Source organism: Salipiger marinus, assembly GCF_035481585.1.
Classification (GTDB): Bacteria; Pseudomonadota; Alphaproteobacteria; order Rhodobacterales; family Rhodobacteraceae; genus Salipiger; species Salipiger marinus.
This window is the reverse complement of the sequence record NZ_JAYKSL010000001.1, coordinates 602,991-628,230: the sequence shown is the minus strand read 5'-3', so window position 1 is coordinate 628,230 and position 25,240 is coordinate 602,991. Positions and strand designations below refer to the sequence as shown.

Annotated in this window: 25 protein-coding genes and 1 pseudogene; 12 read left to right on the top strand and 14 right to left on the bottom strand. The window is 66.0% G+C overall.

The genetic code is table 11. The features are described from left to right. Window positions 1-232: 232 nt before the first annotated feature. The 3 genes from msrQ to VK682_RS03040 all read right to left on the bottom strand — a co-directional run bounded on the left by msrQ (window position 233) and on the right by VK682_RS03040 (window position 3,324). Entirely contained in the window at window positions 233-859 is a 627-nt protein-coding gene (msrQ, locus tag VK682_RS03050) for a protein-methionine-sulfoxide reductase heme-binding subunit MsrQ (RefSeq protein WP_230795133.1), read from the bottom strand. Continuing rightward, window positions 856-1,758 (bottom strand): protein-methionine-sulfoxide reductase catalytic subunit MsrP, encoded by a 903-nt coding sequence (msrP, locus tag VK682_RS03045; protein ID WP_230795113.1) that lies wholly within the window; start codon window positions 1,756-1,758, stop codon window positions 856-858. Before msrP ends, msrQ begins: the two co-directional genes overlap by 4 nt. Before the next feature lie 72 nt (window positions 1,759-1,830). Beyond that, complete coding sequence (locus VK682_RS03040; protein WP_089847837.1) at window positions 1,831-3,324, bottom strand: FMN-binding glutamate synthase family protein; 1,494 nt, start codon at window positions 3,322-3,324, stop codon at window positions 1,831-1,833. Window positions 3,325-3,425: 101 nt separating this feature from the next. On the opposite strand from VK682_RS03040, the gene VK682_RS03035 reads away from it, so the two are divergent. Beyond that, window positions 3,426-3,875, top strand: a complete 450-nt coding sequence (locus VK682_RS03035; RefSeq protein WP_230795111.1) for a DUF302 domain-containing protein — start codon at window positions 3,426-3,428, stop codon at window positions 3,873-3,875. A 165-nt stretch (window positions 3,876-4,040) separates the two neighbouring features. Then, window positions 4,041-4,517, top strand: a complete 477-nt coding sequence (locus tag VK682_RS03030; RefSeq protein ID WP_230795109.1) for a fasciclin domain-containing protein — start codon at window positions 4,041-4,043, stop codon at window positions 4,515-4,517. A 109-nt stretch (window positions 4,518-4,626) separates the two neighbouring features. Here the strand turns inward: VK682_RS03030 and clpB are convergent, their stop codons facing one another. Continuing rightward, window positions 4,627-7,242 carry an ATP-dependent chaperone ClpB gene (clpB, locus tag VK682_RS03025; protein WP_230795108.1) on the bottom strand — a complete coding sequence of 872 codons (2,616 nt, stop codon included), beginning with the start codon at window positions 7,240-7,242 and terminating at the stop codon, window positions 4,627-4,629. A gap of 200 nt (window positions 7,243-7,442) precedes the next feature. Between clpB and VK682_RS03020 the strand changes: the two genes are divergently transcribed. Further along, window positions 7,443-7,724, top strand: coding sequence for a hypothetical protein (locus VK682_RS03020; RefSeq protein ID WP_089847788.1), 282 nt, complete (start codon window positions 7,443-7,445; stop codon window positions 7,722-7,724). A gap of 75 nt (window positions 7,725-7,799) precedes the next feature. After that, window positions 7,800-8,495 (top strand): orotidine-5'-phosphate decarboxylase, encoded by a 696-nt coding sequence (gene pyrF, locus VK682_RS03015; RefSeq protein WP_230795106.1) that lies wholly within the window; start codon window positions 7,800-7,802, stop codon window positions 8,493-8,495. Here pyrF and VK682_RS03010 read toward each other — a convergent pair. After that, window positions 8,492-8,764, bottom strand: coding sequence for an NfeD family protein (locus tag VK682_RS03010; RefSeq protein ID WP_230795103.1), 273 nt, complete (start codon window positions 8,762-8,764; stop codon window positions 8,492-8,494). The two genes, pyrF and VK682_RS03010, sit on opposite strands and share 4 nt — an antisense overlap. Then, window positions 8,764-9,656, bottom strand: a pseudogene (locus tag VK682_RS03005) (SPFH domain-containing protein). Before VK682_RS03005 ends, VK682_RS03010 begins: the two are co-directional and overlap by 1 nt. A 181-nt stretch (window positions 9,657-9,837) precedes the next feature. On the opposite strand from VK682_RS03005, the gene VK682_RS03000 reads away from it, so the two are divergent. After that, window positions 9,838-10,152: a hypothetical protein gene (locus VK682_RS03000; RefSeq protein ID WP_230795099.1), complete on the top strand. Its 315-nt coding sequence runs from the start codon at window positions 9,838-9,840 to the stop codon at window positions 10,150-10,152. Window positions 10,153-10,183: 31 nt separating this feature from the next. Here the strand turns inward: VK682_RS03000 and VK682_RS02995 are convergent, their stop codons facing one another. Next, complete coding sequence (locus VK682_RS02995; RefSeq protein WP_324781387.1) at window positions 10,184-10,573, bottom strand: NUDIX hydrolase; 390 nt, start codon at window positions 10,571-10,573, stop codon at window positions 10,184-10,186. Window positions 10,574-10,640: 67 nt separating this feature from the next. Between VK682_RS02995 and VK682_RS02990 the strand changes: the two genes are divergently transcribed. Continuing rightward, a complete protein-coding gene (locus tag VK682_RS02990; protein WP_230795097.1) occupies window positions 10,641-11,894 on the top strand; it encodes a DNA polymerase IV in 1,254 nt (417 codons plus the stop codon). Here VK682_RS02990 and VK682_RS02985 read toward each other — a convergent pair. The 5 genes from VK682_RS02985 to VK682_RS02965 all read right to left on the bottom strand — a co-directional run bounded on the left by VK682_RS02985 (window position 11,891) and on the right by VK682_RS02965 (window position 16,780). Continuing rightward, window positions 11,891-12,220 carry a DUF3775 domain-containing protein gene (locus tag VK682_RS02985; protein WP_230795096.1) on the bottom strand — a complete coding sequence of 110 codons (330 nt, stop codon included), beginning with the start codon at window positions 12,218-12,220 and terminating at the stop codon, window positions 11,891-11,893. The genes VK682_RS02990 and VK682_RS02985 overlap by 4 nt on opposite strands. Window positions 12,221-12,289: 69 nt before the next feature. After that, window positions 12,290-13,411, bottom strand: a complete 1,122-nt coding sequence (locus VK682_RS02980; RefSeq protein WP_230795095.1) for a DNA recombination protein RmuC — start codon at window positions 13,409-13,411, stop codon at window positions 12,290-12,292. Further along, window positions 13,408-15,273, bottom strand: coding sequence for a DNA mismatch repair endonuclease MutL (gene mutL, locus VK682_RS02975; protein ID WP_324781386.1), 1,866 nt, complete (start codon window positions 15,271-15,273; stop codon window positions 13,408-13,410). The genes VK682_RS02980 and mutL overlap by 4 nt, the downstream gene beginning before the upstream one ends. Before the next feature lie 31 nt (window positions 15,274-15,304). Continuing rightward, entirely contained in the window at window positions 15,305-15,682 is a 378-nt protein-coding gene (locus VK682_RS02970) for a YigZ family protein (protein ID WP_089847770.1), read from the bottom strand. Between the two features lie 9 nt (window positions 15,683-15,691). Further along, window positions 15,692-16,780: a bifunctional transcriptional activator/DNA repair enzyme AdaA gene (locus VK682_RS02965; protein WP_230795091.1), complete on the bottom strand. Its 1,089-nt coding sequence runs from the start codon at window positions 16,778-16,780 to the stop codon at window positions 15,692-15,694. Between the two features lie 153 nt (window positions 16,781-16,933). On the opposite strand from VK682_RS02965, the gene VK682_RS02960 reads away from it, so the two are divergent. After that, window positions 16,934-17,308: a rhodanese-like domain-containing protein gene (locus tag VK682_RS02960; protein WP_230795090.1), complete on the top strand. Its 375-nt coding sequence runs from the start codon at window positions 16,934-16,936 to the stop codon at window positions 17,306-17,308. A gap of 44 nt (window positions 17,309-17,352) precedes the next feature. On the opposite strand, the gene VK682_RS02955 is transcribed toward VK682_RS02960, so the two are convergent. Further along, window positions 17,353-18,753, bottom strand: a complete 1,401-nt coding sequence (locus VK682_RS02955) for an aspartate aminotransferase family protein (protein WP_089847764.1) — start codon at window positions 18,751-18,753, stop codon at window positions 17,353-17,355. Between the two features lie 70 nt (window positions 18,754-18,823). Further along, window positions 18,824-19,477, bottom strand: a complete 654-nt coding sequence (locus VK682_RS02950; RefSeq protein ID WP_230795089.1) for a GntR family transcriptional regulator — start codon at window positions 19,475-19,477, stop codon at window positions 18,824-18,826. Between the two features lie 155 nt (window positions 19,478-19,632). On the opposite strand from VK682_RS02950, the gene VK682_RS02945 reads away from it, so the two are divergent. From VK682_RS02945 to VK682_RS02925, 5 genes are read left to right on the top strand one after another with little or no spacing between them, the layout of a single operon-like run. Next, entirely contained in the window at window positions 19,633-20,718 is a 1,086-nt protein-coding gene (locus VK682_RS02945) for a polyamine ABC transporter substrate-binding protein (RefSeq protein ID WP_230795088.1), read from the top strand. A 58-nt stretch (window positions 20,719-20,776) separates the two neighbouring features. Then, the gene (locus tag VK682_RS02940) at window positions 20,777-21,898 is read left to right on the top strand and encodes an ABC transporter ATP-binding protein (protein WP_230795087.1); all 1,122 of its coding nucleotides are present in this window, start codon (window positions 20,777-20,779) and stop codon (window positions 21,896-21,898) included. Between the two features lie 3 nt (window positions 21,899-21,901). Further along, the gene (locus VK682_RS02935; protein ID WP_089847756.1) at window positions 21,902-22,792 is read left to right on the top strand and encodes an ABC transporter permease subunit; all 891 of its coding nucleotides are present in this window, start codon (window positions 21,902-21,904) and stop codon (window positions 22,790-22,792) included. Beyond that, a complete protein-coding gene (locus VK682_RS02930; protein ID WP_089847754.1) occupies window positions 22,789-23,607 on the top strand; it encodes an ABC transporter permease in 819 nt (272 codons plus the stop codon). Before VK682_RS02935 ends, VK682_RS02930 begins: the two co-directional genes overlap by 4 nt. A gap of 22 nt (window positions 23,608-23,629) precedes the next feature. After that, complete coding sequence (locus VK682_RS02925; protein ID WP_230795085.1) at window positions 23,630-24,946, top strand: NAD(P)/FAD-dependent oxidoreductase; 1,317 nt, start codon at window positions 23,630-23,632, stop codon at window positions 24,944-24,946. Window positions 24,947-25,240 lie beyond the last annotated feature (294 nt).

Below are 25,240 nucleotides of genomic sequence, written 5' to 3'. Positions count from 1 at the left end.
TCGCAAAAACTTCACGAGCAACACCAAAAACCTCAAAAATCACCCAAATCCAAAAGCTTAACCCCCAAAATCCCCGCACAGCACACCCAGATCACCCCCAAAATCGACATACCCACATACATATCCACAGAATCTGCCCCGACTCTGGGGGTAAGCCGCAGGCGAGCCACCAAAACCACGACGGCCCGGCATGTCTGCCGGGCCGTCTGGATCAAATCCCTGTCTGCCTGCCTCAGGACGCCTGCGCCCGGCCCCGTGGTTTCACGGGCCATGGCCACAGCCCCCGCCCGCGCAGCGCCACAAGAAGAAGCGCCAGCGCCAGATAGATCAGCGGCTCGATCTGGAATCCCTTGGCCAGCAGCACAAAATGCAGCGCGCCAAGCACCGCCACCGGATAGGTCAGCCAGTGCAGCCAGCGCCAGCGTGCCCCCAGCCGCCGCACCGAGGCGTTGTTGGAGGTCAGCGCCAGCGGCACCATCAGCACAAAGGCCAGCATCCCCACGGTGATGTAGGGGCGCTTCACGATGTCGGCCCAGATCTGCGCGGGGATCTGCACGTCCAGCACCAGCCAGACCAGCAGATGCAGCGTGATGTAGAAGAAGGCGACCAGACCAAGCGCGCGGCGGAACTTGAGCAGGTTCAGCCCGAGATACCGCCGCAGCGGCGTCACGCAGAGCCCGGCCAGCAGCAGCTGCAGGCCGATCTCTCCCAGTTCATGTTCCAGCGCGCGGATGGGTTCGACGCCCAGCCCGCCGATGAAGCCCTGCCAGACCAGCCAGATCACCGGCAGTGGCGCCATGGCATAGATGACCCACGCGGGGATGCGCCGCAGCGCGGTGTTGATCCTGTCGCGCATCAGAAGAACTTCGACAGATCCATGCCAGCGTAAAGCGAGGCCACCTCATCCGCGTAGCCGTTGAACATCAGCGTGGGCTCGCGCTTGGCGAAAAACCCGCCGCCAATGGGCCGCTCGGTCGCCTGACTCCAGCGCGGGTGGTCCACCTCGGGGTTCACGTTGCTGTAAAAGCCGTATTCCCGCGCATTGGCCTTGTTCCACGAGGTGGGCGGCTCGGTATCGGTCAGGGTGATCCGCACCACCGACTTGATCGACTTGAACCCGTATTTCCATGGCACCACCAGCCGCAGCGGCGCGCCGTTCTGGTTGGGGATGTCGCGGCCATAGATGCCGGTCGCCATGATGGTCAGCGGGTGCATCGCCTCGTCCAGCCGCAGCCCTTCGACATAGGGCCAGTCCAGCACCGGATAGGCGACGCCACGCATTTCGTCGGGGCGGTAGGCGGTTTCGAACGCCACATATTTTGCGCCCGACTGCACGCCCGCCAGATCCAGCAGGTCGGCCAGTTCAAACCCGTTCCACGGCACCACCATCGACCACGCCTCGACACAGCGGAAGCGGTAGATGCGCTCCTCTACCGTCATCTTGGCCATGATGTCCTCGAAGGCGTAATCGCCGGGGCGGTCGACCATGCCCGCGATCGTCACCGTCCAGGGCTTGGTGGTCAGCGCGTCGGCATAGGCTTTGGGGTCTTCCTTGCCGGTGCCGAATTCATAATAGTTGTTGTAGCTGGTGATCTCCTCCCAGCGGTTCGGCTCCAGCCCCTGCGCGCGGGCGCCGCCCGGCAGGGTGGTCAGCGCCAGCCCTGCGGCGGCCCCGCCCATAAGCTGCCTGCGGCTTAGCCACAGGGATTCATCCGTTACATCCCGATCCTTGAGGGACCCTGTCCAGCGCCGCGCCATCTTACCTGTCTCCTGTCACACACCTGCCAGATACGGTAAGGCCAAATTCCGCCGACGCCAAACCAAGCCGTGTCACGTTGCGGTGTCTCCTCTGTAACTTGGCCGGATCTTGGAAAACGGGATCGAGGATCCGTCCGCCTGCACGATGCGCACATGCCTGCGCCGCATCAGCCGGGGTTCGGCCACACCCACGGAATGGGCGATGGTCTCCACCTCCTTGATGACGGATTTGGCGTAATTGGCGACCTTCAGATATTTGGCCTCCGCCACCAGACCTTTCTGCAGGCGCGGGTCATGGGTGGTGATGCCGGTGGGGCAGGTGTTCCGGTTGCATTTCAGCGCCTGAATGCAGCCCAGCGAGAACATGAAGCCCCGGGCCGAGGTCACAAAATCCGCGCCCAGACAGATCGCCCATGCCACATCGGACGGGTTGACCAGCTTGCCGCTGGCGATGATCCGGATCCGGCTTTTCAGCCCGTAGCGGTCGCGCAGGTCGACCATGCGCGGCAGCGATTCCCGGATGGGCATGCCCACAAGGTCGATCAGCGGCATGGGCGCCGCCCCGGTGCCGCCTTCGCCGCCGTCGATGCTGATGAAATCCGGCGCGCTTTCCGGGCCGCGCTCGACGATCAGCTGGAACATCTCCTCCCAGTCATCGGAAGAGCCGATCACCGTCTTGAACCCGACAGGGCGGCCCGAGACGCGGCGGATATGCACGATCATGTCCAGCAGATCGCCAAAATCGTCGATCTCGCGGTGCCGGTTGGGCGAAATGCCGGGCTGGCCCACCTTCAGCCCGCGGATCGCGGCGATTTCCTCGTTCACCTTCTCGCCGGGCAGGATGCCGCCCTTGCCGGGCTTGGCCCCCTGCGCCAGCTTCAGTTCGAACATCTTCACATGCGGATTGGCGCCGACCTCGGCCAGCTTGGCATCGTCCAGATTGCCCTCGGCATCGCGCAGCCCGAACTTGGCGGTGCCGATCTGATAGACCAGATCGCAGCCCCCCAGCAGGTGAAAGGGCGCAAGCCCGCCCTCCCCGGTGTTCAGCCAGATGCCCGCCTTGGCGGCACCCCGGCTCAGCGCCTCGACCGCAGGGCGGGAAATCGCGCCATAGCTCATGCCGGAGATGTTGAAGATCGACCGCGCCACATAGGGGATGCGGGCGGTGGGGCCGATCAGCATCGGCTCGGTCAGCGCGAACTGGTCATCCAGCGGCGGGAACACCGCATTGGCAAAGATCGGCGTGCCCGGCACGTTCAGGTTGCGGGTCGATCCGAAGGCCACGGTGTTATCCCGCCCGGTGGTGGCATGATACACCCAGTCCCGCTGCGCGCGGTTGAACGGCATTTCCTCGCGGTCCATGGCAAAGAAATACTGCCGGAAGAATTCGCCCAGCTTGGTGAACAGCCCGCGAAACCGCCCGATCACCGGGTAATTGCGCCGGATCGCGTCGCCGGTCTGGGTGGTGTCCACAAGATACAGAAGAAAGACCAGCAGCACCGCCAGTCCGATCACCACCAGAAACCCCAGCGCAAGGAGTTGAAGGATATACATTGCCGCGCCCATGGGCCCCTCTACATATTCATTGAACTGCATCAGTCATATCGTCAGGATAGGGCGACACAGTGACAACCGCCGCACGGATCGGCAACCAAGGGAGGAATATCATGAAAAATCTTTTTGCAGGGCTGGTGGTTGCGGCGCTTGTCGCAGGGCCGGTCGCGGCGCAGGAAGCGGTGATCACCTATGACACCGACCAGAGCTTCGACGACGTGATCTTCGGGCTGGAAAACGCCATCCTGGACGAAGGGCTGGTGGTCGATCACATCAGCCATACCGGCGACATGCTGGAACGCACCCGCGCCGATCTGGGCTCTGACGTGGTGCTGTTCGAACAGGCCGACATCTACAGCTTCTGTTCTGCGCAGCTGTCGCGCGAGGTGATGGAGGCCGATCCGATGAACATCGTCTACTGCCCCTACCACATCTTCGTCATGGTCCGGCCAGAGTCCCCCGATACCACCACCGTGGGTTTCCGCAGCTTTCCCGAAGGCGAGATGAAGAAGATCGAGGCGCTGCTGGACGGCATCGCGCGCAGCGCCGTGGGGCTGGAGTGATAACGACCCGCTGACGCTGCGTCACGAAGACTCTATTGGACCCGGCGCAGGGCTGCGGCTTAGCGCGGCGCCTGCCCCGGTCAAGACCCTCTGCTGCGGGAATTGCGATGATCCGTCCCGAAGATGCCGCCGTAACCCCGGTACCTTCAACCAAGGAGATCACCCATGTTCCGCAGAACCTATCTCGCCCTGACCGCAGCAGCCTTCATCGCGACCCCGGCTTTTGCCCAGAGCGACTCCGACATCGTGGAAACCGCACAGGCGGCAGGCAGCTTCTCGACCCTGCTCGCCGCAGCCGAAGCCGCAGGCCTTGTGGACACGCTGAAGGGCGACGGCCCCTTCACCGTCTTCGCGCCCACCGACGAGGCCTTCGCCGCCCTGCCGGAAGGCACCGTCGACACCCTGCTGCAGCCTGAGAACAAGGATCAGCTGACCTCCATCCTGACCTACCACGTCGTGCCGGGCAAGGTGATGTCCACCGACCTGACCAACGGCATGGAAGCCGAGACCGTTCAGGGCTCCATGGTCACCATCATGACCGAAGGCGGCGTGACCGTGGACGGCGCCAATGTGGTGACGGCGGATGTCGAAGCCTCCAACGGCGTGATCCACGTGATCGACGCCGTCATCATGCCGGAGTGATCCCGCCCTTCGGATCCGGGCGGGCGCGCACCGCCTCCGCCCGGACCCCGAAACAGCAGAAAGGCCCGCCGGTTGGCGGGCCTTTCCCATGTCTGGCATGGTGTCAGGGTCAGTGGACCACGGCATCATCCGGGCGGGGGCGGTTGCTGGCGCCCAGCCGTTCCCCGATCACCAGACCGTCGGCGCCTGCGGTCACCGGCACCACCGCGCCATCCAGCAGATCCCCGGCCAGGATCATCTCCGCCAGCGGATCCTGCAGCGCGCGCTGGATCACCCGCTTCAGCGGACGTGCGCCAAAGACCGGATCATAGCCTTCCTCGGCCAGCCATTTCCGCGCCGCATCGTCCAGATCCAGCCGCATCTTGCGGGCCGCGAGCCGTTTCAGCAGCCGCGCCATTTGGATGTCGACGATGCCGGACATATCCGCCCGCTTCAGCCGGTCAAAGACGATGATCTCGTCCAGCCGGTTGAGGAATTCGGGCCGGAAATGCGCCCGCACCGCATCCATCACGTCGCGCCGCGCGGCGGCACTGTCGGATCCTTCGGGCAGCAGGCTCAGCGCCTGCGACCCGAGGTTGGAGGTCAGCACGATCAGCGTCTGCTTGAAATCCACGGTGCGGCCCTGACCATCGGTCAGCACGCCGTCATCCAGAACCTGCAGCAGCACGTTGAACACGTCGGGATGCGCCTTTTCAACCTCGTCGAACAGCACCACCTGATAGGGACGGCGCCGCACGGCTTCGGTCAGCACCCCGCCTTCGTCATAACCGACATAGCCCGGAGGCGCGCCGATCAGACGGGCGACGGAATGCTTCTCCATGAATTCGGACATGTCGACCCGCACCATGGCGCTGTCATCGTCGAACAGGAACTCCGCCACCGCCTTCGTCAGCTCGGTCTTGCCCACGCCGGTCGGCCCAAGGAACAGAAAACTGCCCAGCGGGCGGTTCTCGTCATTCAGCCCGGCCCGCGCCCGCCGCACGGCATTGGCCACCGCAGTCACCGCCTGATTCTGGCCGACGACCCGCTTGTGCAGGCCCTCTTCCATGCGCAGCAGCTTCTCGCGCTCGCCTTCCAGCATGCGGCTGGTCGGGATGCCGGTCCAGCGTTCCACCACCTCGGCGATCTGCTCGGGGCGCACGGCCTCTTCGACCATCACGTCGCCCTCGGCGCTTTCCGCCTCGGCCAGCTTCTTCTCGATCTCGGGGATGCGGCCATATTGCAGCTCCCCCGCCTTGGCGAAGTTGCCCTCGCGCTTGGCGATCTCCAGATCGGCGCGCATCCGGTCCAGCTGTTCCTTCAGCTCGCGGGCCGCAGACAGCTTGTCGCGCTCCGCCTGCCATTGCGCGGTCATCTCGGCGGACCGTTCCTCGACCTCGGCCAGTTCACGCTCCAGCTTGTCCAGCCGGTCCTTGGAGGCCTGATCGTCCTCCATCTTCAGCGCCTCGACCTCGATCTGCATCTGCAGGATCTGCCGGTCAAGCTGGTCCAGTTCTTCGGGCTTGCTGTCCACTTCCATGCGCAGACGGCTGGCCGCCTCGTCCATCAGGTCGATGGCCTTGTCGGGCAAGAACCGGTCGGTGATGTAGCGATGCGACAGCGTCGCCGCCGCCACCAGCGCGGAGTCAGAGATCCGCACGCCGTGGTGCAGTTCGTATTTCTCCTTGATGCCGCGCAGGATGCTGATCGTATCCTCCACCGTCGGCTCCTGCACCATCACCGGCTGGAACCGCCGGGCCAGCGCCGCGTCCTTTTCCACATGCTTGCGGTATTCATCCAGCGTGGTGGCGCCGACGCAATGCAGCTCCCCCCGCGCCAGAGCAGGCTTCAGCAGGTTGGACGCATCCATCGCGCCTTCCGCCTTGCCCGCGCCAACCAGCGTGTGCATCTCGTCGATGAACAGGATGATTTCCCCCGCAGCCGAGGTCACCTCGTTCAGGATCGCTTTCAGCCGTTCCTCGAATTCACCGCGATACTTGGCGCCCGCGATCAGCGAGCCCATGTCCAGCGCCAAGAGCCGCTTGTTGCGCAGGCTTTCCGGCACATCGCCATTGACGATGCGCAGCGCCAGCCCTTCGGCGATGGCGGTCTTGCCCACGCCCGGCTCGCCGATCAGCACCGGGTTGTTCTTGGTCCGGCGGCTGAGCACCTGCATGGAGCGGCGGATTTCCTCGTCGCGCCCGATGATGGGGTCGATCTTGCCCTCGCGCGCCGCCTCGGTCAGGTCGCGGGCATATTTCTTCAGCGCGTCATACCCTTCCTCGGCAGAGGCGGTGTCGGCGGTGCGGCCCTTGCGCAGATCCTCGATCGCGCTGTTCAGCTTCTGCGGGGTCACGGCGCCCGCTTCCAGCGCCTCCTTGGCGGCGGATTTCTCGATGGCGAGCGCCATCAGGATCCGTTCCACCGGCACGAAGCTGTCACCCGCCTTCTTGGCGATCTTTTCGGCCTCGTCCAGAACGCGAGCGGTGGCCGTGTCCAGATAGATCTGGCCGGAATCGCCGCCCACCTTGGGGATGCGCGCCAGCTTCTGCGCCAGCATCTCGGTCACGCGCGCGGGCGCGCCGCCAGCCCGCGTGATGAGATTGGAGGCAAGCCCCTGATCGTCATCCATCAGCGCTTTCAGAATATGTTCGGGCGCCAGCCGCTGGTGGCTTTCCCGCATGGCGATCGTCTGGGCGGCCTGGATAAAGCCGCGCGACCGCTCCGTGAACTTGTCCAAGTTCATCGTCTCTCTCCTTTGACAAGCGCCCGACCGGGATCCGGGATGCCTGCCTTGCAGCACATCCCATCGTCGGGCCTCGCAATGGAAAATGGTCGTGCTAAGCTGGCGCTTCAAGAGCATGTGACCGGGAAAAACGCGCAAGGACAGGGAACAACACACCCTCTTAATGCGTTTGCGCTACGGTTCGGGAAGGAGGGCAGATCATGGAAACTGAACGCGCCGTTTATGACGGCATCGACACCACCGCAGACGATGGCATGGGCGCTGGCAGCGTGTCGCTGACTGCCCGCAATGGCCGGATCCTGATCACCCGCACGGCGGGTGCGGCGCCGGATCCGTGGCATCTGGCGCAGCACCGTCAGGTCCTGGCCCGCGCCATCAAGCAGGTGATGCGCCGCCCGGATCAGGCCCCCGCCAAAGCCAGCAGCGCCGAAGACCTGAACTTCGACCCCGCGCTGGCGGAACGGACCCGGCCACAGCCGTGATCCCGGCCACAATGGGTTGACGCAGGCCATGCCTGCCCGCAAGAGGGGCGCGTCCCAAACCCGGAGCGCCCCCAGATGTCTGATGACCGCCTGATTGTTGCCCTTGACGTGCCCAATGCCCTGCAGGGGCTCGCCGTTGCCGACCAGCTGGGGGATGCCGTGTCCTTCTACAAGATCGGGCTCGGGATGCTCACAGGTGGCGGTCTGGCACTGGCCAACGAGCTGAAGCAGGAGCGCGGCAAGCGCATCTTTCTGGACATGAAGCTGTTCGACATCGGCCAGACCGTGGAAAACGCCGTGGCCGGGCTGGCGCAGTATGACCTTGATTTCCTGACCGTGCATGGTGATCCGCATGTGGTCCGCGCCGCCAAGGAAGGCGCGCGCGGCAAGGACATGAAAATCCTCGCCGTCACCATCCTCACCTCGCTCGACCGCGCCGATCTGGATGCAAGCCTGATCCGCGAGGGGGCTATTCCCGATCTGGTGGTGGAACGCGCCGCCCGCGCCTTCGAGGCGGGCGCCGACGGCATCATCGCCTCCCCGAACGAGGCGGCGGCGATCCGCGCCCTGCCCGAAGCGGCGGGCAAGCTGATCGTCACCCCCGGCGTGCGTCCGGCAGGCGCGGCGGATGACGACCAGAAACGCATCGCCACCCCGGCCCGCGCCATCGCTGCGGGGGCCGATCACATCGTGGTGGGCCGTCCGATCTGGCGCGCGCCTGCGCCCCGCGACGCGGCAGAGGCGATTCTGGCGGAACTGCGCGGCGCCTAATCCTCGTTGATGTCACGGGTCACGATGCGGGTCTGCCCCTTGCGCAGACCCGTTCCGCGCCGCAGCGCCACCCATGCCAGCAGCGACACCGCCGCGCAGATCAGCAGAAGCCACGGCAGTCCCGCCTGAAATCCGGCCAGCAGCGCCAGCCCCACCGCCAGCGCCCCCACCGCGAACCCCAGCAGGATGTAGACCGGCGCCAGCATCTCCAGCGCCAGCAGCACCAGCGCCGCGCCGATCCAGATCCACCACAGCTGCGCCCAGCCCATCAGGCCCGGCCCTTCAGCAGCGAAAACGCATCCGCAAACACGTCAAGCGCGCTGGCGGGCAGCACCACGGTCTGCTTGCCCGCGCCCTGCCCCAGCGCCACCAGCGCCTCCACCTGTTTCAGCGCCACCTGATACTGCGCCGCCTCAAGGCCGTTTTCGGCGATGGCGGCGGCCACCACCTGCGTGGCATAGGCCTCGGCCTCCGCCGAGATGCGCCGCGCCTTGGCCTGCTGTTCGGCAGCGTAAAGCTGCGCATCGGCGGCCAGTTCCACGGCGCGCTTGCGGCCCTCGGCCTCGGTCACCTGCGCGCGGCGGGCGCGCTCGGCGTTGAGCTGCTGCAGCATCGCCTCGCGCGTCTGCTGGTCAAGGTTCACGTCCAGCAGTTCGGCCCGCGTCACCTCGATCCCCCAGTCATCCACCGCATCCATCACGCTGGACTTGATGGTGGCGATCAGCGCCGACCGGTTGGACTGCACCTCGTCCAGTTCCATCTTGCCAATCTCGGCCCGCACGATACCCGCCACGGTGGTGGCGATGGCCGCATCCACATCGCGGATCCGGTAGACGGTCTTTTCCGGCTCCAGAATGCGGTAGAAGACGCTGGTTTCCACCTCCACCAGCGCGTTGTCGGTGGTGATGGCATCCTGACTGGCGGTCGGCAGCTGCCGTTCAAGGATCGACACCTTGTGCGCGACCCGGTCCAGAAACGGCACGATCAGATTGATCCCCGGCCCCAGCACGGCGCGCAGCCGCCCGAACCGTTCCACCACATGTTTTCCGCCTGCGGCACGATCCGCACCCCCAGCAGAACGCACAGGATCACAAATCCCGCCAGCAGCAGGATCACCAGATTCTGCCCCAGCAGTTCCAGCCAGATGTCTTCCGGACTCATCCTGCGACTCCAATCCCTTAAGCCAAATCCAGATCATAGTATGCCGGGGGCAACAGCGCCCGGAAAGCTCTTTCATCGGCACGTTTTTCGCTTGACTTCACGGCCTCGTGCGCGCAGCCGCCCGGAACTTCTGCGTAAGGGCGCGCGTTTGGTCCATAATCGACAGGCAGGAGATCATCTCATGACCGAGAGTCAGACCCAGATCGGCGATATGCGCTACAACGCGGCGGAGCAGCGGTTCGAGGTGCTTGTTACCTTTCACACCGATGCCGGGCGCGTGCGCGTGGCCAGCAGCTTTGACGCGCCGGTGACGACGCAGCCCGATGCGGCGGAACGGGTGCTTCTGGCCCGGGCACTGGCCGCGCTGGATCAGCCCGGCACGCTGCAGTCGCGCATGACGATGGAAAACAGCAGCCAGCGCGACGTGATGCGTCCCCGGGCCATGGGTGACGAGCGCCGCAAGTCTGGCTGGCTGTCGTGGTTCCGCGCAGCCTGAGGCGGCTGCGAACCCTGCCGCCAGCGGCGGCTCAGCCCTGCGCCAGATAAAGGCGCAGGATGTCGCGGAAATGCGGGATCGCATCGTCCCTTGCGGCAAATTCCTCGGGACGCATCAGCAGCCAGCCCTCGCCCTCGCCGCCAAAACGCACCTCGCGGACCGTGGCGCCGGGCAGATGCGCGGCAACGAACCAGTTGTCCCCGTGCTGATGCCGCCAGACCAGCGCTGCATCCGGCACCACCAGCCCCACCTCCTCGCAGGTTTCGCGCAACGCGCAGGCTTCGGGCGTCTCCGCGCCTTCGCGCCCGCCGCCGGGGAAATCCAGAAAGCCGGGCCAAGGGATGCCGGGGGTATGATCCCGCCGCAGCACCAGCAGATCGGCGCCGAGAAACAGGATCAGTTTCGCTCCGGAAAAGCTCACGCGATGGTCTCCGGCCCGGAAGGGGCGTATGCTGCGCAGATAACCACTCCCGCCGGAAATGCCAGCCATGCCTGCGCTCTGCCGCGATTGTCTGACCGAATTTGATCTTGGGTCGCGCTGTCCCGCCTGCGGACGGCCCCGTATTGTGCGCCATGCCGAACTGTGGGATCTGTCCATCGCCCATATGGACTGCGACGCCTTCTATGCCAGCGTGGAAAAGCGCGAGAATCCGGATCTGGCCGACAAGCCGGTGATCATCGGCGGCGGCAAGCGCGGCGTGGTCTCCACCGCCTGTTACGTGGCCCGCATCCGGGGCGTGCGCTCTGCCATGCCGATGTTTCAGGCGCTGAAGCTTTGCCCCGATGCGGTGGTGCTGAAACCCCGAATGGCGCTTTACGCGGACGTGTCGCGCCGCATCCGCGCGATGATGGAGGATCTGACCCCCGCCATCGAACCGCTGTCGCTGGACGAGGCGTTTCTGGATCTGTCCGGCACCGCGCGGCTGCATGGCCACCCGCCCGCCATGATGATGGCCCGGCTGGTCAAGCGGATGCGTGACGAGCTGGGCGTGACCGGATCCGTGGGTCTGTCGCATAACAAGTTTCTGGCCAAGATCGCCTCTGATCTCGACAAGCCGCACGGGTTTTCGGTGATTGGCCGCACTGAGACGCAGGAGTTTCTGCGGCCAAGGCCGGTGCGGCTGATCTGGGGGGTGGGTCTTGCCTCGCAGGAGGCGCTGGAGCGGGCGGGCATCCGCACCTTCGAGGATCTGCTGCGCTGGGACCAGCGCGATCTGGTGGCCCGCTTCGGCGGCATGGGGGACCGGCTGTGGCATCTGGCGCGAGGGCAGGATCACCGCCGCGTCACCCGCGATTCCCCGATAAAATCCATCTCCAACGAAACGACCTTTGCCGAAGACACCGCCGATCCCGACCTGCTGGACGGTCATCTGTGGCGCATGTGCGAAAAGGTGTCCGACCGCGCCAAGGCCAAGGGGCTGGCGGGGCGCGTCGTCACGCTTAAGGTCAAGCGGTCGGATTTCCGCACCCTGACCCGGCGGCAGTCGCTGGCGGATGCCACGCAGATGGCCGACCGCATCTACCGCACCGCCCGCGCGCTGCTGGATCCGCTGGGCAAGGAAGGCCCGTGGCGGCTGCTGGGGGCGGGAATTTCGGATCTGGTGCCCGCCGATCAGGCGGACCGGGGCGGCGACCTGCTGGATCCCGATGCGGGCAAGCGCGCCGCCGCCGAACGCGCCACCGATGCCATCCGCGCAAAATTCGGCGACGATGCCATCGTCAAGGGCCGCGCCCTGCGTTAGCTGCCGCGGGTCAGCAGCTCGTCCTCCTCGTCCTCGGGATCATAGCCCAGGGCCTCCAGCCCGGCTTCCAGATGGTCGGCCAGATGCGGCGTGCCGATCAGGTAATCGGCGGTGGGGGTGGAGGCTTCGGAAAGTGCTGTGCCATAGGCCTCCTGCCAGTCCTCGGCCTCGAACACCTCGCGACCGACCCACATGATCGCGACCAGAGCGGCCTTTTCCTCGTCGCTCATAGACCGGATGAAGCCGCGCAGTTCCCCTTCGGCCCGGTCAAGCTCACGGGCCATCAGGATCACGGCGGCGACTTTGCGAACGCTGATTTCTTCCATGACGGGTCTCCTTTCCCCGCCACCTTGCGGGCAGAAGACGGCGCCGTCCTTGATCCTGCGCAAACGCGGTCAGACCGGGGCGGGGCGCGCCTCGGGGACCAGATCCTCGAAATCGAAGTTATCAAGCCGCTGCGCCCGGCGCCCGGCCTTTTCGGCGCTGATCCGGATTTCGGCCAGATCGCGCGCCGCCATGCCGAAATGCCGGTCAAGGTTTTCGACCCGCCCGCCCAGCCGGTCCACATCCTGATGCAGCAGCGCCAGTTCGCGCCGGATCGCCCCCGCCTGTTCGCGCATCCGCGCATCTTTCAGCACGGCGCGCAGCGTGTTCAGCGTGGCCATGCAGGTGGTGGGTGACACGATCCAGACCCGCAGGCCAAAGCCTTCGCGCACGATCTCGGGGAAATTGCCATGCAGTTCGGCATAGACCGCTTCCGAGGGCAGGAACATCAGCGCGCTGTCCGCCGTCTCTCCCTCGATGATGTAGCGGTCGGAAATGTCGCGCACATGGCGGCGCACCGACATGCGGAAGCCCTGCGCGGCGCGCTGCCGGGCCTCGGGCGTTTCGGCGCGGCGCAGCGCCTCATAGGATTCCAGCGGGAATTTGGCATCCACCACCATGGCGCCGGGGGGTCCGGGCAGCTTGATCAGGCAATCCGCCCGCCGCCCGTTCGACAGCGTGGCCTGCAGCACATAGCTGTCGCGCGGCAGCGCCTTCGACACGATGTCATTCAGCTGGATTTCGCCAAAAGCGCCACGGGTCTGCTTGTTGGACAGGATGTCCTGCAGCGACAGCACGTCGCCCGACAGGCGGGTGATGTTTTCCTGTGCGCGGTCGATGGTTTTCAGCCGTTCCTGCAGTTCCCCCAGCGAATGGGCGGTGCGCCGCGCGGTGCCGTGCAGGCTTTCGGCCATGTTCTGCTGCACCAGCGCCAGACGCTGCTCCATCAGCTGCAGCATGGCGGTCTGGCTCTGCACCTGCGCCTCGCTGACATGATGCAGCCCGCCCGCCAGCCGGTCCTGCCCCTCGGCCAAGGCCTGCACCCGCTGCGCCAGCTGGCTGAGCGGATAGCCCAGCCGGGCGGCGCGGTTGGAGGCGCGGATCGACAGGATCAGCAGCAGCGCCAGCAGCGCGCCGCCCAACCCCGCCCACAGCAGCGGGTCATCCAGCGCGATCTGCCAGCCCTCGGTCATGTGCGCCCGAACAGCCGTTCGATGTCACTGAGTTTCAGTTCCACATAGGTGGGGCGGCCATGGTTGCACTGGCCGGAATGCGGCGTCGCCTCCATCTCGCGCAGCAGCGCGTTCATTTCCTCGGCGCGCATCACCCGCCCCGACCGGATGGAGCCATGGCAGGCCACCCGGCTCAGGATCGCCTCCAGCTTTTCCTGCACCAGCTGGCTGCTGCCAAAATCGGCCAGTTCGTCAAGAATGTCGCGCAGCAGGGCGGTGGCATTGACCTCGCCCAGAATCGCGGGCGTCTCGCGCACTGCCAGCGCGGAGCCGCCAAAGGCTTCCACCGTCAGCCCCATGCGGGACAGGTCATCGGCAATGTCCAGCAGCCGCCCCTGATCCTCGGCGGACAGCTCCACGATCTCGGGGATCAGCAGCGCCTGCGCGGGCACGCCCCGTTCGGCCATCTGGCGCTTGAGCTTTTCATAGACCAGCCGCTCATGCGCGGCGTGCTGGTCGACAATGACCACGCCATCTTCGGTCTGGGCGATGATGTAGTTTTCATGCACCTGCCCGCGCGCGGCGCCAAGCGGCAGATGGCGCGGCTCTGGCCTGTCCTCTGCGGCAGGCGCGGGGGCGGGGGCGGGCGCGGGATCGACCACGCGACCGGAATAGGCGCCCGAAAACTCGGAAAACCCCTGCGGCGCCTGCGCGGCATAGGCGGCGCTGCGCGCGGCGGCAGAGGGCCGGTCCATCTGATAGACGCGCGGCGCGCCTGAAGGCGTGGCGGCAGGTTCGGGACGGAAGGCCCCCAGCGTCGCCCCCGCCACGGTGGTGGAGGCGCGGTGCCCGGCCTCGGCCAGACCATGCCGCAGCGCCGACACGATCAGCCCGCGCACCAGACCCGGCTCGCGGAACCGCACCTCGGATTTGGCGGGATGCACGTTCACATCCACAAGATGCGGCGCGCAGTCGACAAACAGCGCCACCGCCGGATGCCGGTCGCGGCTGAGGAAATCGGCATAGGCGCCGCGCAGCGCGCCATAAAGCAGCTTGTCCTGCACCGGGCGGCCATTGACGAACAGATGCTGCGCCACCGAAGATCCGCGCGAATAGGTGGGCAGCGCCGCATAGCCGGTCAGCCGGAACCCGTCGCGTTCGGCATCGATGGGCAGGGCGTTGTCGGTAAAGTCTGCCCCCAGCACCTGCGCCAGCCGCCCGCGCAGCGCGTCGAACAGATCGCCCGGCACCGCATCGGCCCGGAAGCTCACGCGGTCGCGCCCCTCGGACACGTCGCGCAGGGTGAAGCCCACCGAAGGCTCGGCCATGGCCAACCGCTTGAGCCCTTCGGCCACGGCCATCATCTCGGCCCGGTCGGTGCGCAGAAATTTCAGCCGCGCGGGTGTGGCGAAGAACAGATCGCGCAGCGTGACCACCGTGCCCTGGTTCAGCGCGGCGGGCCGGATGTCACCCACGACACCGCCATTCACCGTAATCTCGGCGCCGTCCAGCCCCTCGGCGCGGCTCTGGATGGTCAGCCGCCCCACCGCCCCCAGCGAGGGCAGCGCCTCGCCACGAAAGCCGAAGCTGTGGATGGCCAGCAGATCGCTGCCGTCAATCTTGGAGGTGGCATGCCGCGACAGCGCCAGCGGCAGATCCTCGGGCGCCATGCCGCAGCCGTCATCCGTGACCCGGATCAGCGTCTTGCCACCATCGGCAATATCCACGGTGATGCGCCGCGCGCCCGCGTCGATGGCGTTTTCCACCAGTTCCTTGACCGCAGAGGCGGGCCGTTCCACCACCTCGCCCGCCGCGATGCGGTTGACGGCGGCCTCGTCCAGCTGGCGGATGACAGGGCGCATGTTGGGGCTATGGCTATTCATGCCACCAGACCTAGCAGAGCTGCAGCGATTCTCAAACGGGCTTTCCCCCGCTCTCCTCGGTGGTCCGCGCGTCGAGATACAGCCGCACCGCGTCCTGCACATGGCGGAACCGGTCGCCGCCCAGATGCTTGCCGCCATACCAGCGTGTCACCACCACGATATGGTCGCGCAGGCCCTCGCGTTCCAGCATGCGCAGGATCACCATGCCCGCGCCGCTTTCGCCATCGTCATTCTTCAGCGGCACGTCGCCCAGCAGGACCGCCCATGTGTTATGCGTGGCCTTGGCGAATTTCTTGGCGCGCTTCAGATCCTTCAGAAAGGCGCGCGCCTCTTCCTCCGAGGTGCAGGGCCCGCCAGAGACGGCATAGCGCGAGCCGCGGTCGCTGATGATGTTCTCAAGGATGCGCATGGGCTGCGCCTATGCCTGCGGGCGGTCCGGTGCAAGCCCCGGAGGCGGGCTGCGATAGCCGCGCTCGATCTCCAGCAGGCGCTGCTTGCGCCACAGCCCGCCGCCATAGCCGGTCAGCGCGCCATCGGCGCCAATCACCCGGTGGCAGGGGATGACCAGCGCGATCTGGTTGGCGCCATTGGCCTGCGCCACGGCGCGCACCGCCTGCGGACGGCCCAGATCCTGCGCCAGCGCGCCATAGCTGCGGGTCTGTCCGGGCGGAATGGCGCGCAGCGCCTGCCAGACCTGCCGGGTGAACGGCGTGCCATGCAGCGCCAGCGGCGTGTCGAACCGCGCCGAGCTGCCCGCAAAGAACCGCGCCAGTTCGGCGCGGATCTGGTCCGAAGGATCGAAGCGGCCCAGCCCGATCTCGCCGCCCGCCGCCTTGGCGAGCCGGGCCAGTTCGGCGGGCAGCGCCTTGCGGTCCATGAATTCCAGCAGATGCAGATGGCGCGCGTCGCAGACCGACAGCATGTCCCCCAAGGGCGTGGCGATCCAGTCGGCGCGCAGCAGCGCGTCTTGGCGCAGACTGCCCGGCGCGCGGCCCAGCAGCCGGGCAAAGGCCGCCCGGAACGCGCTGGCCGACTCGAACCCCGCCTCCAGCTGCGCCGCGATGACCGGGCCGCCGCTGGCCAGCGTGGTGAAGCCTTCGCGCAGCCGCCGGTGGCGGGCCATCTCCAGAAAGGTCATGCCGAACTGCCGCTTGAACACCCGCCGCACGGTAGAGGGATCAAGCCCCAGCGCCACCAGATCGGGTTCGCCCCAGCGGCGGGCCGGATCCTGGTCCAGCGCGGCCAGAAGCTGCTGGATCACCGGATCGCCCGCCGCCATGGGCGCCAGCGGATGGCAGCGTTTGCAGGGCCGGAACCCCGCCGCCAGACAGGCGGCCACACTATCGTGAAAGCTGCAATTGGCCCGCAGCGGTTTGCGCGCGGGACAGGTCAGGCGGCAGAAGATGCCGGTGGAGGCGACACAGACCCAGACCTGCCCGTCATAGGCCGGATCGCGGTCCAGAAGCGCCTGATAAAGCGTGTCGGAGGGGGGCATGGGGAACAGCATGGCGCCATCCTGCCACGGATCGGCGCGGCATGGCGCCGGAAATCGGGCAGCGCTTGCGGAAATTTCCGCGCCGCCAACCCCCTTGCCAAGCGCGGCGGCGGGGCCAAGTCTCGGTCAAGGATTCGGAAAACCAGATATGACAGGAGACAGCGCATGAAAACCGAAGATGCAGGCAGCAGCGTTCTGGAAACATGGACCGTGGAGGAGGTGGCAGAGGCTTTTGACCGCAACGAGATCGTGCTGATCGATGTGCGCACGCCGCAGGAATACATGTTCGAACATGTCGAAGGCGCGCTGCTGATGCCGATGGCGTTTTTCCGCGCCGAAAAGCTGCCCGGCCAGAGCGACAAGCGCATCGTCTTCCATTGCGGATCGGGCGTGCGGTCGGAAAAGGTCGCCCGCGCCGCCATGGCCGCAGGCTTTGACCGGATCGCCCATATGGAAGGCGGGTTCGGCGCGTGGAAGGCGGCGAAAAAGCCCTATATCGGCACCAACATGGCCACCGGCGCCCCCACGCCCATGGGCTGAGCCGGATCGCGCGCGCCCCGGCCCCCCGGGGCGCGCGAAAATCTTTAGCGGCGTCCGGCCTTCATCAGCCCCTGCGCCTTCAGTTCGGCATGGGCCTCGTCCAGCGCCGTCCATGCGCGGGAAATCAGGATGTCGATTTCCTCTTTGCTGATGACCAGCGGCGGCGAGATGATCATGCGGTCATAGACGTGACGCATGATGAGGTTGTTGGCAAAGCAGCGTTCCCGCGTGATGTAGCCCGCCGTGCCAGCCTCGGCCTCGAAGGGCGCGCGGCTGGCCTTGTCCGGCGTCAGCGCCAGCGAGCCCATCATGCCGACGATGCGCGCCTCGCCCACCAGCGGATGCTCGGCCAGTGCTTCGAACTTGGTCTTGAGATAGGGGCCGGTGTCGTCGCGCACCCGCTCCACGATCTTTTCTTCCTGCAGGATGCGCAGGTTTTCCAGCGCCACGGCAGAGGCGACGGGATGGCCGGAATAGGTGTAACCGTGGTTGAATTCGGTCTTGGCGATCACGCCCGCCACCTCGTCCGACAGGATCGACCCGCCGATCGGCTGGTAGCCCGAGGACAGGCCCTTGGCGATGGTCATGATGTCGGGGCGGATGCCCACGGTTTCCGATCCGAACCACGCGCCGGTGCGCCCGAAGCCGCAGATCACCTCGTCCGCGATCAGCAGGATGCCGTATTTGTCGACGATGCGCTGCACCTCGGGCCAGTAGGTCGAGGGCGGAATGATCACGCCGCCTGCGCCCTGAATCGGCTCCGCGATAAAGGCGGCGACGCGGTGCGGGCCGATCTCCTCGATCGCCGCTTCCAGCTGCCGCGCGCGTTCCAGCCCGAATTCCTCGGGGGTCATGTCGCCGCCTTCGTTATACCAATGCGGCTGGTCGATATGGTGAATGCCGGGAATCGGCATCCCGCCCTGCGCGTGCATGCCCTTCATGCCGCCAAGGCTGCCCGACCCGACCGAAGAGCCGTGATAGCCGTTCCAGCGGGAAATGATCACGTCGCGCTGCGGCTCGCCCTTTTCCTGCCAGTAGGTGCGCACCAGCCGCAGGTTGGTGTCATTGGCCTCTGACCCCGAAGAGGCGAAGAACACGGTGTTCAGATCGCCCGGCGCCAGTTCCGCGATCTTGGCGGCAAGCTGGATCACCGGCACATGGGTCGTCTGGAAGAAGGTGTTGTAATAGGGCAGTTCCAGCATCTGGCGCTGCGCCACATCGGCCAGTTCACGGCGGCCATAGCCCACATTCACGCACCAGAGCCCGGCCATGCCGTCAAGGATGCGCTCGCCCTCGCTGTCGGTCAGCCAGCAGCCTTCGGCGCGGGTGATGACCCGGGCGCCCTTGCGCGCCAGATCCTGCGCGGTGGTGAAAGGGTGCATGTGATGCGCGGCGTCCAGCGCCTGCAGTTCGGATGTCGGGGAATTGACGGAGACAAGCGTCATGTCGGCCACCTTTCAGGGAGGAGATATGTTGGCGCCGATAATATGATCAAATTATCTGAGGTCAATCGAATCAGATCAGCCCCTCCCGGATCTGGGTCATGCCCTGCACCACGTCCCCTTCCATGGCGCGGGCGGCGGCATCGGGGTCGGCCTCGGTCAGCGCCTCCAGCAGATCCTTGTGGCGATCCGGCAGGTTGCGGGTGCCGAACTGGCCGCAGACCACGCGCAGCGACGGCCCAAAACGCAGCCACAGCCCGTCGACCAGCTCGGTCAGGATCGGCGCCTGCGCCAGCGCGTTCAACTCGGCGTGAAAGCGGTGATTCTCCTCCAGATAGCCGCGCACGTCACCCCGGGCGATGGCCCGGTCCAGCCGCGCGTCGGTCGCGCGCAGCAGCGCCACCTCCGCCGCTCCGCAATGCTGCGCCGCGCGCCGCGCCAGCTGCGGTTCCAGCGCCACGCGGGCCACGGTCAGCTGGTCCACCGCCGCCGCATCCAGCACCGGCACCACGATCCGCCGGTTGCCGCGAAAGGCCAGCGCGCCCTCGGCGATCAGACGGCGCAGCGCCTCGCGCACCGGGGTCATGCCCGCCTGCAGCTCGTCGACCAGCCCCTGAATGGTCACCGCCTGCCCCGGCTCCAGTTCGCCGAACAGCACCATCTCGCGCAGGCGGCGATATACCACCTCATGCGCAGGCGGTCCCGCGCCCTCTGCCCTAACATTCATCGCCTGCCTCCAGATTGACCAATGGTCGCTCAGCCTCATCTTGCACGCTGCACCGGCCCGTGAAAACATCACCATAGTTGCCAAACGGGGCAGCGTTTGATCAAATTCACAAGCCACGGGGCGGCTATAGACCCCAACACCGACGGGAGCAAAGTATGAAGACACCCCTTCTGAGTTTCACCGCCACACTGGCGCTGCTCGCCACTGCGGCGCAGGCCCAAGAGGTCCGCGTCTACAACTGGTCGGACTATATCGACGAATCGCTGCTGGAGAAATTCGAGTCCGAAACCGGAATCGACCTGATCTATGACGTGTTCGACAGCAACGAGGTTCTGGAAACCAAGATGCTGGCCGGATCCTCCGGGTATGACGTGGTTGTGCCGACCGGCAGCTTCCTGCAGCGTCAGATCATGGCAGGAGCCTTCCAGAAGCTCGACAAGTCGAAGCTGCCCAATCTGGAAAACATGTGGGACGTGATCGAAGAGCGCACCGCGCAATACGACCCCGATAACGAATATTCCGTCAATTACATGTGGGGCACCACCGGGATTGGCGTGAATGTGAACAAGGTCAAGGAAGTGCTGGGCGAAGACGCGCCCATCGACAGCCTCGATCTGATCTTCGATCCGGCGAACATGGAAAAGCTGGCCGCCTGCGGCGTTTATTTCCTTGATGCGCCGGTCGAGGTGATTCCCGCCGTGCTGAAATACATCGGCGAGGATCCCGATTCCAAGGATCCCGAAGTCATCGCCAAGACCGAACCGGTGCTGATGGCGGTGCGGCCCTATATCTCCAAGTTCCACTCCTCGGAATATATCAACGCGCTGGCCAATGGCGACATCTGCGTGGCCTTCGGCTGGTCGGGTGACGTGCTGCAGGCCCGCGACCGCGCCGCCGAGGCCGACAATGGCGTCGAGGTGGTCTATAACGCGCCCAAGGAAGGCGCGCTGATGTGGTTCGACCAGATGGCGATTCCGGTGGATGCGCCCAATCCCGATGCGGCCCATACCTTCCTGAACTTCATCATGGATCCGGAAAACATGGCCGCCGCGTCCAACTACGTCTATTATGCCAATGGCAACGAGGCGTCGCAGGAATTCCTGAACGAGGACGTGATCGAAGACACGGCGATCTATCCCGACGCGGAGACGCTGGAGAACCTCTATACCTTCACGCCCTATGACCAGCGTCTGAACCGCGATGTGACGCGGCTCTGGACCAAGGTGAAATCGGGCGCCTGAGCCCGCCCTCCGGCCCGCGCCCTTCGGGACGCGGGCCTTTTCAGCACAGGATACCTGCATGGCTCAGACCGTTTTCGCCCCCTGGACCGATCCGGACCAGAAACCCATCATCGAATTCCGCAATGTCACGAAGACATTCGGAGACTTCACCGCGATTCACGACCTGTCGCTGAACATCTACGAGCGGGAGTTTTTTGCGCTGCTGGGGCCGTCGGGCTGCGGCAAGACCACGATGATGCGGATGCTCGCCGGGTTCGAGACCGTCAGCTCCGGCCATATCTTCCTGTCGGGGCAGGATATCGGGGCCATTCCGCCCAACAAGCGCCCGGTCAACATGATGTTCCAGAGCTACGCGCTGTTTCCGCATCTGTCGGTCTGGGAAAACATCGCCTTCGGGCTGAAACGGGAATCGCGCGACCGCGACCAGATCGCCGCGCGGGTCGAGGAAATGCTGCGCCTCACCCGGCTCACCAAGTTCGCCAAACGCAAGCCGCACCAGATCTCGGGCGGGCAGCGGCAGCGCGTGGCGCTGGCCCGCAGTCTGGCCAAGGCGCCGAAGCTGCTCCTGCTGGACGAACCGCTGGGCGCGCTGGACCGCAAGCTGCGCGAGGAAACGCAGTTCGAACTGATGGACATTCAGGAAAAGACTGGCACCACCTTCGTGATCGTCACCCACGATCAGGAAGAGGCGATGACCGTCGCCTCCCGCATCGCGGTGATGGACGAGGGCCATCTGGTGCAGGTCGCCACCCCCGCCGAAATCTACGAGGCCCCGAACAGCGTCTATGTCGCGGATTTTATCGGTGACGTGAACATCCTGCAGGGCCGTGCCACGCCGCAGGGCGACGGCGTGTCGATCGACTGGGCCGAAGGCCAGCCGCCGATCCGCGCTGCCACCGACACGACGTTCAGCCCCGGTCAGGCCTGCCATTTTGCCGTGCGCCCCGAAAAGGTGACCATCGACGTGGAGCGGCCCGACCGCCCCAACACCTTCCGCGGCAAGGTCATCGACATCGCCTATCTGGGCAACATCTCCACTTATCACGTCGAACTGGCGGGTGGGCACCGGATGAAGGCGCAGATGGTCAATGCCCGCCGTCTGGCCAACCGCCAGATCACATGGGAGGACGAGGTCTGGGTCGGGTTCACCGACACCGCCGGCGTCGTGCTGGAGGAATAGCCGATGCGCCGCTTCGTTCTCATCGCCGTTCCCTATCTGTGGCTTCTGGCGCTGTTCCTTGTCCCCTTCCTGATCGTGCTCAAGATCTCGCTGTCGGATGTGGCGCTGGCCCGGCCCCCCTACATGCCGCAGCTCGACCTGACGCAGGGGCTGGACGGCCTGCTTACCTTCTTCTCGGACCTGGATTTCGAGAATTTCGTCTTTCTCAGCACCGACTCGCTTTACTGGCAGGCCTATCTCAGCTCGCTGCAGATCGCGGTGGTTTCTACCCTGCTGACGCTCTGCGTGGGCTACCCCATCGCCTATGGCATGGCGCGGGCGCCGCGCGAATGGCGGCCCACCCTGCTGATGCTGGTGATCCTGCCGTTCTGGACCTCGTTCCTGATCCGGGTCTATTCGTGGATGGGGATCCTGTCGACCGAAGGCGTGCTCAATCAGGTCCTGCTGTTTCTGGGCGTCATCGACACGCCGCTGCAGATCATGAACACCAAGACCGCCGTCTATATCGGCATCGTCTACACCTACCTGCCCTTCATGATCCTGCCGATCTATTCCGCGCTGGAAAAGCTGGATGAATCGCTGCTGGAAGCGGCCGAGGATCTGGGCTGTTCCCGGATGGAGGCGTTCTGGCTGATCACTTGGCCGCTGTCGCGCAACGGCATCATCGCGGGCTGCTTTCTGGTCTTCATCCCCGCCATCGGCGAATTCGTCATCCCCTCGCTTCTGGGCGGGTCGGACACGCTGATGATCGGCAAGGTGCTGTGGGAGGAATTCTTCTCCAACCGCGACTGGCCGGTGGCCTCGGCGGTGGCGGTGATCCTGCTGCTGATCCTCATCATTCCCATCGTGCTGTTCCAGCGCAACGAGCAAAAACAGCGGGAGGCCGAGGGATGAGACGCTTTTCCTGGTTCAACACCACCTCTCTGACGCTGGGCTTTGCCTTTCTCTACCTGCCCATGATCCTGCTGGTGGTCTACAGCTTCAACGAAAGCCGTCTGGTCACGGTCTGGGCGGGCTTCTCCACCAAATGGTATGGCGAACTGCTGCGCGATCAGGCCTTTCTGGACGCGGCATGGGTGACGGTGAAGGTGGCGGTGTTCTCCTCCACCCTCGCCACGGTGCTGGGCACCATGGCGGCCTATGTGCTGGTGCGCGCGGGGCGGTTTTCCGGGCGCACGCTGTTTTCCGGCATGATCTACGCGCCGCTCGTCATGCCGGAGGTGATCACCGGCCTGTCGCTGCTGCTGCTCTTCATCGGGCTCAACATCGACCGGGGCGTGTTCACCATCGTGCTGGCCCATACCACCTTCGCCATGTGCTACGTCTCGGTGGTGGTGTCCTCGCGGCTCACCTCCTTCGACCGCTCGCTGGAAGAGGCGGCGCTGGATCTGGGCTGCTCCGCGTTCGAGGCGTTCCGGCTGGTCACCCTGCCGATCATCGCGCCTGCGGTGATCTCGGGCTGGCTGCTGGCCTTCACCCTGTCGCTGGACGATCTGGTCATCGCCAGCTTCACCACCGGCCCCTCGGCGACCACCCTGCCCATCAAGATCTTCTCCGCCGTGCGTCTGGGGGTCAGCCCGCAGATCAACGCGCTGTCCACCCTGATGATCGCCGTGGTCACGGTGGGGGTGGTGGCCGCCTCGATCATCACCAAACGCGCCGCCGTGTCGCAGGCCCGCGACGAACAGGCGGCCATCCGGGCGGAATAACCAGAAAGACCATCGGGCAGACATGAAACGCATTTACGAAGCCGCGGCCTACGGGCCGCAGGGCGCCTGTTTCTGGGCGGACACCGTGCCGCCCGGCAGCTGGCCCGCCCTGCCCGGCTCCCGCCAGACCGAAGTCGCCGTGATCGGCGGCGGCTTCACCGGGCTTTCCGCAGCGCTGCATCTGGCGCAGGCGGGCGTGCAGGTCACCCTGCTGGAGGCGGATCACCCCGGCTATGGCGCCTCGGGGCGCAATGGCGGCTTCTGCTGTCTGGGCGGCGCCAAGGCCCCGGCCTCCGTCCTGCGCAAGCGCTTCGGCGACGCCGGGCTGCGCGAGTGGCGGGCCTGCGAGAAGGCCGCGATCGACACGGTCGCGGATCTGCTGCAGACCCATTCCATCGATGCCGACACCCATTCCAAGGGCGAAACCCTGCTCGCCCACAGCCCCCGCGCCTGGCAGAAGCTGCAGGCCGAGGCGCAGGAGATCCCCGCCCTTTACGGTGTCACGCCGCAGCTCACCGGTGCCGGCGATCTGGCCGCCGAAGGTCTGGCCGGGCCCTTTCACGGCGCGCTGACCGTGCCCTTGGGCTTCGCGCTCAACCCGCGCAAATATCACGCGGGCCTCGCCCGGGCCGCGCAGCAGGCGGGGGCCACGCTTCACGCCCATAGCCCCGTCACCCGGCTGCGCCCCATCGCGGGCCGCTGGCAGCTCGACACCGCCGCAGGCAGCGTGACGGCGGACCGGGTGCTGCTCGCCACCAACGGCTATTCCTCCGAGGATCTGCCCGACTGGCTCGCCGCCCGCTATCTGCCGGTGCAGTCCAGCGTCATCGTCACCGCGCCGCTGACCGAGGCGCAGCTGCAGGCGCAGGGCTGGACCTCGCGCCAGATGGCCTATGACACCCGGCAGCTGCTGCATTATTTCCGCCTGCTGCCCGACAACCGCTTCCTCTTCGGGATGCGCGGCGGGCTCACCGCCACGCCGCGCGCGCAGGCCGCGATCTCGCGCCGCATCCGCCGCGAATTCACCGCCATGTTCCCGGCATGGCGGGACGTGCAGATCACCCATGAATGGGCGGGGCTGGTCTGCCTGATGGCCAATCTCACCCCCTATGCCGGGCCGGTGCCGGGCCATCCCGGCCTCTTCGCGGGCATGGGCTATCACGGCAATGGCATCGCCATGGGCAGCCATGTCGGCAGGCTGATGGCGGACATGATCCGCGGCGCGCCGCCCCCGCTGCCCGCGGCGCTCCGCACCCCGCCCGCGCGCTTTCCGCTGGGCCGCCTGCGCCGCGCCCTGCTGGCGCCCGCCTATGTCACGGCAGCCCTCTTCGATCTCTGAGGCNTGCCCGCGGCGCTCCGCACCCCGCCCGCGCGCTTTCCGCTGGGCCGCCTGCGCCGCGCCCTGCTGGCGCCCGCCTATGTCACGGCAGCCCTCTTCGATCTCTGAGGCTTCATCTTGCCCCTAAACTCCGGGGGAGTCTGCGCGCCAGCGCAGACGGGGGCAGAGCCCCCCTTTCATGACGTATGTCTGCCTGTGGCAGACGGGCATGACATATGTCTGCCTGTGGCAGACGGGGGCAGAGCCCCCCTTCCATAGCGTATGTCTGCCTGTGGCAGACGGGGGCAGCGCCCC

Coding starts and splice junctions, on each gene's coding strand:
- VK682_RS02935 (WP_089847756.1), top strand. CDS start 21,902: ATGCGCCGCTTCGTTCTCATCGCCGTTCCCTATCTGTGGCTTCTGGCG.
- mutL (WP_324781386.1), bottom strand. CDS start 15,273: ATGAATAGCCATAGCCCCAACATGCGCCCTGTCATCCGCCAGCTGGAC.
- VK682_RS03020 (WP_089847788.1), top strand. CDS start 7,443: ATGGAAACTGAACGCGCCGTTTATGACGGCATCGACACCACCGCAGAC.
- VK682_RS03010 (WP_230795103.1), bottom strand. CDS start 8,764: ATGGGCTGGGCGCAGCTGTGGTGGATCTGGATCGGCGCGGCGCTGGTG.
- VK682_RS02965 (WP_230795091.1), bottom strand. CDS start 16,780: ATGCTGTTCCCCATGCCCCCCTCCGACACGCTTTATCAGGCGCTTCTG.
- VK682_RS02925 (WP_230795085.1), top strand. CDS start 23,630: ATGAAACGCATTTACGAAGCCGCGGCCTACGGGCCGCAGGGCGCCTGT.
- VK682_RS02950 (WP_230795089.1), bottom strand. CDS start 19,477: ATGAATGTTAGGGCAGAGGGCGCGGGACCGCCTGCGCATGAGGTGGTA.
- VK682_RS02940 (WP_230795087.1), top strand. CDS start 20,777: ATGGCTCAGACCGTTTTCGCCCCCTGGACCGATCCGGACCAGAAACCC.
- VK682_RS02970 (WP_089847770.1), bottom strand. CDS start 15,682: ATGCGCATCCTTGAGAACATCATCAGCGACCGCGGCTCGCGCTATGCC.
- VK682_RS02945 (WP_230795088.1), top strand. CDS start 19,633: ATGAAGACACCCCTTCTGAGTTTCACCGCCACACTGGCGCTGCTCGCC.
- VK682_RS02955 (WP_089847764.1), bottom strand. CDS start 18,753: ATGACGCTTGTCTCCGTCAATTCCCCGACATCCGAACTGCAGGCGCTG.
- pyrF (WP_230795106.1), top strand. CDS start 7,800: ATGTCTGATGACCGCCTGATTGTTGCCCTTGACGTGCCCAATGCCCTG.
- VK682_RS02960 (WP_230795090.1), top strand. CDS start 16,934: ATGAAAACCGAAGATGCAGGCAGCAGCGTTCTGGAAACATGGACCGTG.
- VK682_RS03000 (WP_230795099.1), top strand. CDS start 9,838: ATGACCGAGAGTCAGACCCAGATCGGCGATATGCGCTACAACGCGGCG.
- msrP (WP_230795113.1), bottom strand. CDS start 1,758: ATGGCGCGGCGCTGGACAGGGTCCCTCAAGGATCGGGATGTAACGGAT.
- clpB (WP_230795108.1), bottom strand. CDS start 7,242: ATGAACTTGGACAAGTTCACGGAGCGGTCGCGCGGCTTTATCCAGGCC.
- VK682_RS03030 (WP_230795109.1), top strand. CDS start 4,041: ATGTTCCGCAGAACCTATCTCGCCCTGACCGCAGCAGCCTTCATCGCG.
- VK682_RS02930 (WP_089847754.1), top strand. CDS start 22,789: ATGAGACGCTTTTCCTGGTTCAACACCACCTCTCTGACGCTGGGCTTT.
- VK682_RS03040 (WP_089847837.1), bottom strand. CDS start 3,324: ATGGGCGCGGCAATGTATATCCTTCAACTCCTTGCGCTGGGGTTTCTG.
- VK682_RS02980 (WP_230795095.1), bottom strand. CDS start 13,411: ATGACCGAGGGCTGGCAGATCGCGCTGGATGACCCGCTGCTGTGGGCG.
- VK682_RS02990 (WP_230795097.1), top strand. CDS start 10,641: ATGCCTGCGCTCTGCCGCGATTGTCTGACCGAATTTGATCTTGGGTCG.
- VK682_RS02985 (WP_230795096.1), bottom strand. CDS start 12,220: ATGGAAGAAATCAGCGTTCGCAAAGTCGCCGCCGTGATCCTGATGGCC.
- VK682_RS03035 (WP_230795111.1), top strand. CDS start 3,426: ATGAAAAATCTTTTTGCAGGGCTGGTGGTTGCGGCGCTTGTCGCAGGG.